Annotated in this window: 11 protein-coding genes and 1 riboswitch; all 11 genes read left to right on the forward strand. The window is 30.3% G+C overall.

From position 1 onward, the window contains the following. Positions 1-135: 135 nt before the first annotated feature. A riboswitch (FMN riboswitch) is annotated at positions 136-252 on the forward strand. 189 nt (positions 253-441) lie between these two features. The 11 genes from ribD (at position 442) to NNC19_RS14775 (ending at position 12,297) form a co-directional block, all read left to right on the forward strand. Next, positions 442-1,557 (forward strand): bifunctional diaminohydroxyphosphoribosylaminopyrimidine deaminase/5-amino-6-(5-phosphoribosylamino)uracil reductase RibD, encoded by a 1,116-nt coding sequence (gene ribD / locus NNC19_RS14725; protein WP_310939423.1) that lies wholly within the window; start codon positions 442-444, stop codon positions 1,555-1,557. Beyond that, positions 1,542-2,189: a riboflavin synthase gene (gene ribE / locus NNC19_RS14730; protein WP_310939424.1), complete on the forward strand. Its 648-nt coding sequence runs from the start codon at positions 1,542-1,544 to the stop codon at positions 2,187-2,189. The genes ribD and ribE (NNC19_RS14730) overlap by 16 nt, the downstream gene beginning before the upstream one ends. 12 nt (positions 2,190-2,201) lie before the next feature. Beyond that, a complete protein-coding gene (locus NNC19_RS14735) occupies positions 2,202-3,404 on the forward strand; it encodes a bifunctional 3,4-dihydroxy-2-butanone-4-phosphate synthase/GTP cyclohydrolase II (RefSeq protein WP_310939425.1) in 1,203 nt (400 codons plus the stop codon). Between the two features lie 19 nt (positions 3,405-3,423). Next, positions 3,424-3,888, forward strand: coding sequence for a 6,7-dimethyl-8-ribityllumazine synthase (gene ribE / locus NNC19_RS14740; RefSeq protein ID WP_310939426.1), 465 nt, complete (start codon positions 3,424-3,426; stop codon positions 3,886-3,888). A gap of 252 nt (positions 3,889-4,140) precedes the next feature. Beyond that, positions 4,141-5,637 (forward strand): 4-alpha-glucanotransferase, encoded by a 1,497-nt coding sequence (malQ, locus tag NNC19_RS14745; protein WP_310939427.1) that lies wholly within the window; start codon positions 4,141-4,143, stop codon positions 5,635-5,637. A gap of 130 nt (positions 5,638-5,767) precedes the next feature. After that, the gene (locus NNC19_RS14750) at positions 5,768-6,877 is read left to right on the forward strand and encodes a sn-glycerol-3-phosphate ABC transporter ATP-binding protein UgpC (protein ID WP_310939428.1); all 1,110 of its coding nucleotides are present in this window, start codon (positions 5,768-5,770) and stop codon (positions 6,875-6,877) included. 27 nt (positions 6,878-6,904) lie between these two features. Further along, positions 6,905-7,858: a helix-turn-helix domain-containing protein gene (locus NNC19_RS14755; RefSeq protein ID WP_310939429.1), complete on the forward strand. Its 954-nt coding sequence runs from the start codon at positions 6,905-6,907 to the stop codon at positions 7,856-7,858. A gap of 187 nt (positions 7,859-8,045) precedes the next feature. Then, positions 8,046-9,248 (forward strand): maltose ABC transporter substrate-binding protein, encoded by a 1,203-nt coding sequence (locus NNC19_RS14760; RefSeq protein ID WP_310939430.1) that lies wholly within the window; start codon positions 8,046-8,048, stop codon positions 9,246-9,248. Between the two features lie 63 nt (positions 9,249-9,311). Beyond that, positions 9,312-10,241 carry a sugar ABC transporter permease gene (locus NNC19_RS14765; protein WP_310939431.1) on the forward strand — a complete coding sequence of 310 codons (930 nt, stop codon included), beginning with the start codon at positions 9,312-9,314 and terminating at the stop codon, positions 10,239-10,241. Continuing rightward, positions 10,242-11,126, forward strand: coding sequence for an ABC transporter permease subunit (locus NNC19_RS14770; protein ID WP_310939432.1), 885 nt, complete (start codon positions 10,242-10,244; stop codon positions 11,124-11,126). Between the two features lie 157 nt (positions 11,127-11,283). Next, complete coding sequence (locus NNC19_RS14775; protein ID WP_310939433.1) at positions 11,284-12,297, forward strand: LacI family DNA-binding transcriptional regulator; 1,014 nt, start codon at positions 11,284-11,286, stop codon at positions 12,295-12,297. The last annotated feature ends 2 nt before the right edge of the window (positions 12,298-12,299 follow it).

The raw sequence follows: 12,299 nt of genomic DNA on the forward strand, positions 1-12,299 counted from the left end.
ATCCAGGAGCGTGTAGCCGTTATCTCCCACTTGAAGAAGGGGGAGTGTTACGGATGCTAGCTATCGGATAAAATAAATTTGTAGTAATATATTGACATTATCAAAAAAAGGGAATATTATATAAACATAAATTGAATAATTCTTCGGGGCAGGGTGTGATTCCCTACCGGCGGTATAGCCCGCGAGCCATTATGTGCATGATTCGGTGAAATTCCGAGGCCGACAGTAAAGTCTGGATGAAAGAAGATAGTAATAAATATAATTAAATTATATTATTTTTGTAATATTTGCTCTGAAATATTTATATTTCAGAGCTTTTTTATATGAAAAATTTTTATATATTTAATTTGCCTCGAGTAACTTTACTCGAGTTTTTTTATTTTAAGATTAAAGCTATATGTCTTGAAGAATAATAAATAATAAAGAAAGGAGAATAAACCTATGGATGAAAAGTATATGGAATTAGCTTTGAGTTTAGCAAAGAAGGGGAGAGGCTTTGTAAGCCCAAATCCGGTTGTGGGAGCTGTTATTGTAAAGGATGGAAAAATAATAGGTGAAGGATATCATAAAAGATATGGAGGACCTCATGCTGAAGTGGAAGCTTTTAATAATATCTCAGAAGAAGCTGAAGGTGCTACTATGTATGTTACATTAGAACCTTGTTCACATTATGGGAAAACTCCACCTTGTGCAGATTTAATAATAGAAAAGAAAATAGCTAAAGTTGTTATAGGAATTTTAGATCCTAATCCTCTGGTTGCAGGTAATGGTGTTAAAAAACTTAAAGATGCTGGGATTGAAGTGAAAGTTGGAGTTTTAGAGAAAAAATGCAATAAAATTAATGAAATATTTATGAAGTATATATCCACAAAAATACCCTTTGTTTTAATGAAGACAGCTATGTCTCTAGATGGAAAAATTTCAACATATACAGGTGAGTCCAGGTGGATATCAGGAGAAGAATCTAGAAAACAAGTTCATAAGCTTAGGATAAACTATTCAGCTATTATGGTTGGAGTAAATACAGTTGTAGAAGATGATCCAGAACTTACATGCAGAATAGAAGGTGGAAGAAATCCAATAAGAATAATTTTAGATAGCAATCTAAGAATTCCTATGTCTTCAAAAATTGTTCAAAGTGCAAAAAAAGTAAAAACAATAGTAGTAGCAACAAATAATGCACCTAGAGAAAATAGAATAATGCTAGAGAAAAAGGGGATAAATATACTATTAACTGATGATATAGATGGAAGAGTTAATCTAAAAGATTTAATGAAAAAGCTTGGAGAATTAAATATAGATAGTGTGCTTTTAGAAGGTGGTTCAACAGTAAATTTTTCAGCACTTGAGCAAGGTGTAGTTGATAAAGTTCAAATATATATAGCACCAATGATACTTGGTGGAGATATATCCAAATCAACAGTAGGAGGAAAGGGTGTTGAACATTTAAAAGATGCCTTTAAGCTAAAAAAATTATCTACTCAATATGTGGGTGAAGATGTATTGATAGAGGGATATATAGAAAAGAGGGTGGAAAATCCATGTTTACAGGAATAGTAGAAGAACTAGGAGAAATCAAATCAATAAAAAATGGAGAAAAATCATCTGTTCTTGTTATAAAAGCAAATAAAGTTCTACAAAACACTAGATTGGGTGATAGCATTTGCACAAATGGTGTATGTCTTACAGTTACAAATATAAATGGGGATGCTTTTGAGGCAGATGTAATGGCTGAGACATTAAGAAGGAGCAACCTAGGAGAATTAAGAAAATCCAGTAAAGTTAATCTTGAAAGAGCACTAAGTTTACAAGATCGATTAGGTGGACATTTAGTTAGTGGACACATAGATGGAATTGGAGAGATAATATCTATTCAAAAGGAAGATAATGCTACATGGTTTCAGATAAAATTAGAAGAAAGTTTACTTAGATATGTAGTAGAAAAGGGCTCTATAGCAATAGATGGAATAAGTTTAACTGTTGCATATGTAGATGATAAAAGTTTTAAAGTATCTATAATTCCTCATACAGCTAAGGAAACTGTTCTATTAATGAAAGGTATTGGAGAGAAAGTTAATATTGAATGTGATATTGTTGGAAAATATATTGAAAAGTTATTTATAAATAAAGAAGAAAAGAAAAAGACTAGTATAGATGAAGGCTTTTTAAGAATAAATGGCTTTATGTAAGGAGAGGATAGTATGTATAAATTTAATAGTATAGAAGAGGCTATAGAAGATATTAAAGATGGAAAGATGGTACTAGTAATTGATGATGAAGATAGAGAAAATGAAGGGGATTTAATAGTAGCAGCAGAAAAATGTACTCCTGAAATAGTAAACTTTATGGCTATGCATGCCAGAGGGTTAATCTGTATGCCAATGGAAGAAGAAAGGCTTAAAGAATTAGAAATAAATCAAATGGTAGAAAAAAATACAGATAATCATGAGACAGCATTTACAGTATCTATAGATCATGTAGATACTACAACAGGAATTTCTGCATTTGAAAGAAGTATGACAATAACTAAAGCAATTGAAGATGGAGCTAAAAAAGAAGATTTTAGAAGACCAGGGCATGTTTTTCCACTAGCAGCTAAAAAAGGTGGAGTGTTAAAAAGAACAGGGCATACTGAAGCAGCTGTAGATTTAGCAAAACTTGCAGGACTTAAAGGTGCAGGAGCTATATGTGAAATTATGAATGAAGATGGAACAATGGCAAGAACACCTGAACTTATAGAATTCTCTAAAAAGCATAATATAAAAATTATTACTGTAGCAGCATTAGTAGCATATAGAAGAAAAAGTGAAGAATTAATAGAAAGAGTTGTAAAGACAAAAATGCCTACAAAATATGGTGATTTTGTTATATATGGATTCATAAATAAATTAAATGGAGAACATCATGTAGCTCTAGTAAAAGGAGAGATAGATGAAAATTCACCAGTTTTAGTGAGAGTTCATTCTGAGTGTTTAACAGGTGATGCATTAGGCTCTAGACGATGTGATTGTGGTGAACAATATGATTTAGCTATGAAAATGATAGCTAAAGAAGAAAGTGGAATACTTTTATATATGAGACAAGAAGGAAGAGGAATAGGTTTAATAAATAAGCTTAAAGCTTATGCACTTCAAGATGAAGGATATGATACAGTTGAAGCAAATTTAAAATTAGGATTTAAAGCAGATATGCGAGATTATGGCATTGGAGCACAAATTCTAAAGAACTTAGGAGTAAAACAAATAAGACTTATTACAAATAACCCAAGAAAGATAAATGGATTAAGTGGATATGATTTAGAAGTAGTTGAAAGAGTTCCTATACAGATAGAAGCTAATGAAAACAATGAATTTTATCTAAAAACAAAACAAGAAAAATTAAGCCATATGTTGAAATATTATTAAGAGTAAGGGGAGAAAAAAGATGAAAGTATATGAAGGAAATTTAGTATCAGAAGGATTAAAGGTTGGAATAGTAGTAGGAAGATTTAATGAATTTATTGTATCAAAATTATTAGGCGGAGCTTTAGATGGATTAAAAAGACATGGAGTTAAAGAAGAAGATATAGAAGTTGCTTGGGTTCCAGGTGCATTTGAAATTCCATTAGTAGCAAAAAAGATGGCAAAGACTAATAAATATGATGCTGTAATTTGTTTAGGTGCAGTTATAAAAGGTTCAACACCACATTTTGATTATGTATGTGCAGAAGCATCTAAAGGGATTGCATCAGTTTCATTAAGTGAAGAAAAACCAGTTGTATTTGGAATACTTACTACAGATTCTATTGAGCAAGCAATTGAAAGAGCTGGAACAAAAGCAGGAAATAAAGGATATGATGCTGCAGTAACAGCAATAGAAATGTCAAATTTATTAAAGACTATAGGTTAGGGACATGAAAATAGTCTGGCAGATTGACTTGTTATTTTTTTGATTGTTCCTTAGTAGTAATAAAATATAAAACTTAATAATAAAATAAACTATAGTTAAAATGAAGCAAGAAGACTATAAGATAAAAATGATTAAAAGCCTAATATATCAATTTAGTATATGGGCTTTTTTTTATTTAGAATTACAAGAAAAATTAGGGGAATAACTAAAATTGGAAGGCTTTGTAGAATATTAAAAATAGGAGGCAATATTATGAGAAGAGGCGCTGGGGTTTTAATGCATATATCTTCACTCCCAGGAGAATTTGGGATAGGTGCATTAGGTGATGAAGCTTATAAATTTGTGGATTTCATTAAAAAGGCTGGATTTACCTACTGGCAAATACTACCTTTAGGGCATACTGGATATGGAGATTCCCCCTATCAATGTTTTACAGCATTTGCTGGCAATCCATATTTCATTGACTTTGATAAATTAAAAGATGAGGGGCTATTGAATGATGAAGAATATAAATTAGAAACTTATTATGATAATAGAGAAAGAATTAACTATGGGTTAATATATAATGCAAAATATAAAGTGCTTAGAAAAGCATTTGAGCACTATAAAAATATGAATAACTTAAAAGAAAAGTTAAAAGAATTCAAAAGAAATAATGATTTTTGGTTGGAAGATTATAGTCTATATATGGCTTTAAAAGCAAAGTTTAATTATAATAGTTGGTACAATTGGGATACTGATATCAAGGAAAGAAAACCAGAAGCATTAGCAAAATACAAAAATGAATTAAGTGAAGAAATAGAGTATTGGTCATTTGTACAATATCTATTTTTTACTCAATGGGAGAAATTAAAAAAATATGCTAATTCATTAGATATACAAATAATAGGAGATATACCCATATATGTTTCAGAAGATAGTGTTGATACATGGAGTAATCCTAATGATTTTGAGATAGACAAAAAAACATTAAAACCTAAACTTGTAGCAGGATGTCCACCAGATGATTTTTCTCCTACTGGGCAGTTGTGGGGAAATACCATTTATGATTGGGAATATATGAAAGGTACAGAATATAAATGGTGGACTTCTAGAATAAAACAAAGTTTAAAACTTTATGATGTATTAAGAATAGATCACTTTAGAGGATTCGAATCTTATTGGCAGGTTCCTTATGGTGAAAAAACAGCTAAAGATGGATCTTGGGGAAAAGGTCCAGCTATGAATTTATTTGATGTAATAAAAAAGAATCTTGGTGATATTGAAGTTATAGCAGAAGATTTAGGATATCTATCTGAAGAAGCAATAAAGTTTGTTAAAGAAACTAAATTTCCTGGAATGAGAGTTTTGCAATTTGCCTTTGATGGATCAATTAATAATAATTATTTACCACACAGATATATTAATAATTGTATAGCATATACAGGAACTCATGATAATGATACGTGTTTAGGATGGTATGAAAAAACAGGAAGTAAGAATGATGTTAAAAATGCAGAAGTATATTTAGGATTAAATAAAGAAGAAGGCTATAATTGGGGGCTTATTAGAGGCATATGGTCAAGTGTGGCAGATGTAGCAATAGCACAGATGCAAGATTTTCTTAATATAGGTAATGAAGGAAGGATGAACTTACCATCTAGCTTTGGAGGAAACTGGAGTTGGAGAGTGAAAAAAGAAAGCTTAACAGAAGAACTAGCTAATAAAATTTCTCATATTAATTATATATATGGACGAATGAATCAATAAAATATAGATGTTTTACAAACTCTTTAGAAGTTTCTACAAAAAACTTTTGAAGAGTTTGTATGTATTGCTACTAGATGTAAACGTTATTTAGAGGTATACTATAAGAAATAAAAGTCAAGGGGGTAAAATTATGGCAAACCTTTCGTTAAAAAATATATATAAAATCTATCCTGGAGATGTTGCAGCAGTAAAAGATTTTAATCTTGAAATTGAAGATAAGGAATTTATAGTTTTTGTAGGACCTTCTGGATGTGGTAAATCTACTACATTAAGAATGATAGCAGGACTTGAGTCAATATCTCAAGGAGAATTATTTATTGGAGACAGACTAGTAAATGATGTAGAACCAAAAGAGAGAGATATATCAATGGTATTCCAAAACTATGCATTATATCCTCATATGTCTGTATATGACAATATGGCATTTGGACTAAAAATAAAAAAAGTGCCAAAGGCTGAAATCGAGGAAAAGGTAAAAGAAGCTGCTAAAATATTAGATATTGAAACTCTTTTAAGCAGAAAACCTAAGGCTTTATCAGGTGGACAAAGACAAAGGGTTGCTTTAGGAAGAGCAATTGTTAGAAACCCAAAAGTATTCTTAATGGACGAGCCATTATCTAACTTAGATGCAAAGTTAAGAGTTCAAATGAGAACTGAAATAGCTAAGTTACATAAAAAGTTAGAGACAACATTTATTTATGTAACTCATGACCAAACAGAAGCTATGACTATGGGTACAAGAATCGTAGTTATGAAGGATGGAATAATTCAACAAGTGGATACACCTCAAAATATATATAATTATCCAGAAAATATGTTTGTAGCAAGCTTTATTGGTAGTCCTCAAATGAATTTTATAAATGGAGATGTATTATTTGAAGGTGGTAAAGCATATGCTAATTTTGAGGGACAAAAGATTCTTTTACCAGAAAAGAGTGCAAGAATACTAAAAGAAAATAATGTGGAGAACAAGAAGTTGGTATTTGGTGTAAGACCAGAAGCTTTAGATGATAATGTTTCAAAAATAAAAGAAAATCCAGAAGAAACAATAGAAGTATCTGTAGATGTTATTGAATTAATGGGAGCAGAGAGCTATATTTATACTAAAGACGGAAGTACAAGCTTGACTGTTAGAGTAGATGGAACAACAAAATTAAAGGTAGGAGAAAATGCTAAAATTCATATAAATGTGGATAAGATTCATGTTTTTGATAAAGAAACGGAATTAAGAATCATATAGAAAGAAAATGGGGTTTGAGGTGTGTAAATGAAAAATATAAGTAAACTCTTACAAGAGATTAGCGATATTGCACAGATTTCTTTTAAATTAAAAAATGAAAAAGGTGACATTTATACATCACCAAACTTTTATATTAAAACAACTTATTTAGAAAAAATTTTCAAAGTATATGAAGAAACTTTAACATTAAGAATATGTAAAGAAGATGAAAAGGCATTATCTCTTCTAGAAAATTATATAGTAACCACTATTAAGAGAGATATTATTAAAAGAAATAATATTATTGAAAACATTATTGAAAACAAGGGAGTAACCAAGAAGGAAGTTGAAGAGGCATATCCATTTTTAATGAATAAGTTCAAATTAATATTAATAAATGTTAATAATAATTTAGATGAAAGCATATCATTAATACAGGATGGATATCGAGAGGAAAACATAACAATTGTTGTCTATAAAGGCAAGATATTAATCTTAGGTGATTTAGAGGATGAATATGAACATGCATCTAGCATAAAGGAAACATTGGAATATAATCTAAGGGAAACTTCTATAATTTCTTACAGTATTGTTGAGGGGTATGAAAACCTGAGCAAAGTTGTTGATGGTTGTATGAAGAAAATAATATTAGCTCAAAAGTTTAATATAACAACAAAGATACTTGGTGAAACTTCCCTTGTTTTTGAAGATATAGTGGATAGCATTGATGAAGGGAAAAAAAAGATTTTAGTAAATCAATTCAATGATGGATTTAATAAATTGGATGATGAAATGATAAGAACTATAGATGTATTTTTTAACTGTGGTCTTAATATAAGTGAAAGTGCAAAATGTTTATATATTCATAGGAATACATTAATTTACCGATTGGAGAAAGTTCAGAAATATACAGGTTTTGATATAAAAGATTTTAACATGGCAACGGTTTTTAAAATATTACTTTTTTTATGGAAAGAGCAAAAAAATGTAAAAAGGTCTTGAAAATTACAAATGAAAAGGTGTACAATATATATGGAAACGGTACCGAGGGTGTTGGAAAATAAATGTACAAGTTATTGTATTGAAAAATAACACCTAAAGTATCTATCGCATTGTTTGGAACCGATACCGGGAATGCTTAAATACCTTAAAAAGGTTTAATTTATAAATTATTAAGGAGGAAATGATAATGAGTAAACGTACAAAGGTCGTTGCAATTGTTATGGCCGCTACTATGATGACTATGGGGTTAGCAGGATGTGGAAGTAAAGGTAGTGATAAAGAAAAACTAACAGTTTGGTCTCACCTATCTACACAAGAAAATGATGAAATTCAAAAGCTAGCTAGTGATTGGGGAGAAAAAAATAACGTTGAGGTCAAGGTTGTTGAAGATTCAGGAAAGATGCAAGACTTTAAAGAAGCAGCAAACAGTTCTTCAGGACCAGATCTTTATTATGGATCACCACATGATAATTTAGGGGCATTCCAGAAAGCGGATCTTTTAGCAGAGGTTCCAAGTGATATGATAAATGAAAGTGATTATACAGCAAAAAATGTTATAGATGCAGTAACTATAAATGGCAAAAAATATGCACTTCCAATAGCTCAAGAAGCAATAGGATTATTTTATAATAAAAAGTTAGTTAAAGAAGCTCCAAAGACAATGGAAGAGGTTGTGAGCATAGGAAAGGAAAAAGGTTTCAAATTTAATGTCACTGATTTCTACCTAACATATGGACTAATAACAGCTGATGGAGGATATATTTTCAAAAATAATAATGGTACTTTAGATACTAAGGACATTGGATTAAATAATGCAGGAACAGTAGTAGGTCTTCAATTTATTAAAGATTTAGTAGTAAAAGATAAATTAATGACTGCTGACGTTAATGATGATATAGCTAAGGATGAATTTAAACAAGGAAAAACAGCATTCTATATTTCAGGACCTTGGAATGTACAAGATGTTAAAGATGCTGGAATCGATTTAGGAGTTTGTGCATTACCTACATTAAATGGTAAGACAGTTACACCATTCTTAGGAGTTCAAACTGCTTTTGTTAATAAAAATTCAACTAAACAAGATAAGGCTTGGGATTTAATAAAATATTTAAATGAAAACAATACTTCAATCTTAGTTGAAAAAGGAAATAGAATTCCTGTAACAAAGAAAGGTCAAGATTCAGATACATTTAAGAATAATCAAAATATTAGTGTTTTTGCAGCTTCAGCTAAGAATGCTACACCAATGCCTAACATTCCAGAAGTACAAGCAATTTGGGATCCAGCTAAGGACAATATAAAATCAATGATTGCTGATAAAATAGATGCTCAAACAGCAGCTAAAAATATATATGATCAAGTTCAAGAAGGAATTAAGCAAATGAAATAAAAATATAGGAGGGAGTAAATCCCTCCTAAGCTTATAAGTTATTATTTTGAGAGGAGAATTGTTATGGTTGTTAAAGTAAAAGCTAAACATAGTATTAAAGCTATGCCATACTTAATAGCTGGACTTATATACATTGTAGTATTTACAGTTCTTCCTATATTGTATACAGTTTGGATTTCATTCACCAATAAAACTGTGTATACAAAGGATGGAGAAAGCGCATTTATTGGATTAGCAAATTTTAAAGAAGTATTTAATGGACCTTTTAAAGATGTATTTTTCCCTGTATTTGGGTGGACATTGATTTTTGCAGTAATATCTACTGCAGGTTGTTTCTTAGTAGGATTAATTCTTGCCATACTATTGAATAATCCTGACATTAAAGAAAAAGGCATCTATAAAGCTATATTAATTCTTCCATGGGCATTGCCTGTTACAGTTGCAGTTCTTTCATGGCAAGGATTATTTAATGGGACATATGGTGCAATTAATAATGTTTTAATTAATATGCACATTATATCAAGTCCAATCCCTTGGCTCACAGATCCATTTTGGGCAAAGGTAGCTGTAATTATAGCTAATATTTGGCTTGGATTTCCCTATATGATGAATGTTTGTATAGGTGGACTTTCAGCAATACCTGATTCATACTATGAAGCTGCAGATGTTGATGGTGCTAATAGATGGATTAAGTTTACAAAAATAACTTTACCATCATTAGCTAGGACAGCATATCCACTTTTAATTACAAGTTTTGCATTTAATTTTAATAATTTTAATTCTGCATACTTAATTACAGAAGGTGGACCTGCTAGATTATCTACACAATTTGCTGGATACACAGATATATTAGCATCTGTAAATTATAAATTATCAACACAATTTGGAAGAGTTGATATAGCATCAGCTATAAGTATTGTAATATTCGTGATACTTGCAGTCCTATCTTACTTCCAAATGAGAATGTCTGGACAATTTAAGGAGGTGGATTAGATGCAAGTACAAATGAGTGTTGATAACACAAATGTCTCTTTAAAGTATAATAAAAAGATGACAAAAGCAAATAAGAAGTCAGCTTGGCTTTCAAGAATAGTATTATGGATGGTTATAGTGATTACTTTATTTCCTATATTCGCTGTAATTTTTGCATCACTTAGTAAAGGAAGTTCATTTACACAAACCACAATACTTCCTAAAAGTTGGACTCTTGATAACTATAGAAAGGTTATAGAAGATACTCAATTTTTAAGATGGCTTGTGAATTCAATGATAACATGTATTGCAGCAGCATTAATACAATTAGCATTAGTAATCCCAGCAGCCTTTGCATTTTCAAAACTTAGGTTTGCTTTTAGAAGCAAGGGGTTAATGGCTTTATTAATACTTCAGATGTTTCCAACATCAATGGCATTGCCAGCAATACTAAGAATTGCATATAATCATAATGGTATGGATAACTTATTTGTTATAACTATATTATTGTGTACAGGAATAGCATATAATATTTGGCTTATGAAAGGATATATGGATGGTATTCCAACAGAATTAATAGAAGCAGCATATGTAGATGGAGCTACAACATTCCAAGTTTTTATTAAGATACTATTACCTTTAATAAAAAATATGGCACTAGTAATATTCTTGTTTGCTTTTATTTCAGCATATAGTGAATTCATGATTAGTTCAGCATTATTAAAGGATAGATCAACTCAAACTATTGCAGTAGGTATGCAACAGTTTATAAGAGATAGATTCTCAGCTAACTGGACACAATATTCAGCAGCAGCTATTATGGCTTCAACTCCAGTAGTGATACTATTCTTATCACTTCAAAAATTTATAGCAAAAGGATTAACAGCTGGGGCAGTAAAAGGCTAAAAAATAAACAAATATATATAAATTTTCTCTAGTAACTTATAAGTAATTTGAATGAATATAGAGATTCCTATATAAAAAATAGGAATTTCTATATGGAAAAATACGGTAACGTTACCGGTATAAGTACCGAAGTAGAGAACATAAGGAGAAAAGATCAATGAATATAAAAGATATAGCTAAATTATCAGGTGTAGGTGTAAGTACAGTATCAAGAGTACTTAATAATCATGTGGATGTTAAGGAAAGCACTAGACAAAAGGTATTAGAAGTGATTAAGAAAAGTAATTACATACCAAACAATAGTGCTAGGATACTTAAACAAAATAATACTAATAATATAGGAGTTTTAGTAAAGGGTGTATTTAATCCATTTTTTTCAGAAATGGTAAGTGTAATAGGTAAAATTATTTCAAAGTCAAAATATACAATGGTACTTCAGCAAAATGATTTTACACTTGGAGATGATTTTGAAACACTCCAATCATTTATTAAAGAAAAAAGATTACAAGGAGTTATTTGTCTTGGGGTCAATTTTGAATCAGTTAGTAAAGATAGTATAAACTCTTTAGATGTTCCTGTAGTTCTTACATCAGCAAATTTCAAACTAGATGAAGCTAGCTATTCTTCTGTAGGAATTGACAATGTAGACTCTGCATATAAAGCGACTAATTATTTAATAGAATTAGGACATAAAAATATAGCTGTTATGATTGGTGAAGAAAATGATATTGGTATAAGTTGGACCAGACTTAAAGGTTATAAAATGGCACTAGAAGAAGCAGGAATTTCCTTCAATCAAGATAATATGCTTGTAGGAGATTATAGTTATGAAAAAGCTTATAAAGTAATGAGAGAATTCTTAATCAAAAATAAGAATATAACTGCTATATTTTCAATTTCAGATATTATGGCAGTTGGTGTAGCAAAAGCTATAGTTGATTCTGGACTAAGGATAGGAGAGGACATCTCATTAGTTGGTTTTGATGGGCTTGAAATAAGTAAATTTTATAATCCAGGAATAACAACTATGAAACAACCAAAGGTTAAGATGGCTAAGCAGAGTATAAATCTTTTATTAGATTTATTAAATGGAAAAGGAAATCATGCACATGTAATATTAAATACAGAATTAATTAAGAGAGAATCATGTAAAAAACTAGAGAGGGGTTAAAC

The sequence above is a fragment of the Clostridium sp. SHJSY1 genome (genome assembly GCF_031626875.1).
Lineage (GTDB): Bacteria > Bacillota > Clostridia > Clostridiales > Clostridiaceae > Clostridium.

Coding starts and splice junctions, on each gene's coding strand:
- ribE (WP_310939426.1), top strand. CDS start 3,424: ATGAAAGTATATGAAGGAAATTTAGTATCAGAAGGATTAAAGGTTGGA.
- NNC19_RS14755 (WP_310939429.1), top strand. CDS start 6,905: ATGAAAAATATAAGTAAACTCTTACAAGAGATTAGCGATATTGCACAG.
- NNC19_RS14735 (WP_310939425.1), top strand. CDS start 2,202: ATGTATAAATTTAATAGTATAGAAGAGGCTATAGAAGATATTAAAGAT.
- ribD (WP_310939423.1), top strand. CDS start 442: ATGGATGAAAAGTATATGGAATTAGCTTTGAGTTTAGCAAAGAAGGGG.
- NNC19_RS14765 (WP_310939431.1), top strand. CDS start 9,312: ATGGTTGTTAAAGTAAAAGCTAAACATAGTATTAAAGCTATGCCATAC.
- NNC19_RS14760 (WP_310939430.1), top strand. CDS start 8,046: ATGAGTAAACGTACAAAGGTCGTTGCAATTGTTATGGCCGCTACTATG.
- NNC19_RS14750 (WP_310939428.1), top strand. CDS start 5,768: ATGGCAAACCTTTCGTTAAAAAATATATATAAAATCTATCCTGGAGAT.
- malQ (WP_310939427.1), top strand. CDS start 4,141: ATGAGAAGAGGCGCTGGGGTTTTAATGCATATATCTTCACTCCCAGGA.
- NNC19_RS14775 (WP_310939433.1), top strand. CDS start 11,284: ATGAATATAAAAGATATAGCTAAATTATCAGGTGTAGGTGTAAGTACA.
- NNC19_RS14770 (WP_310939432.1), top strand. CDS start 10,242: ATGCAAGTACAAATGAGTGTTGATAACACAAATGTCTCTTTAAAGTAT.
- ribE (WP_310939424.1), top strand. CDS start 1,542: ATGTTTACAGGAATAGTAGAAGAACTAGGAGAAATCAAATCAATAAAA.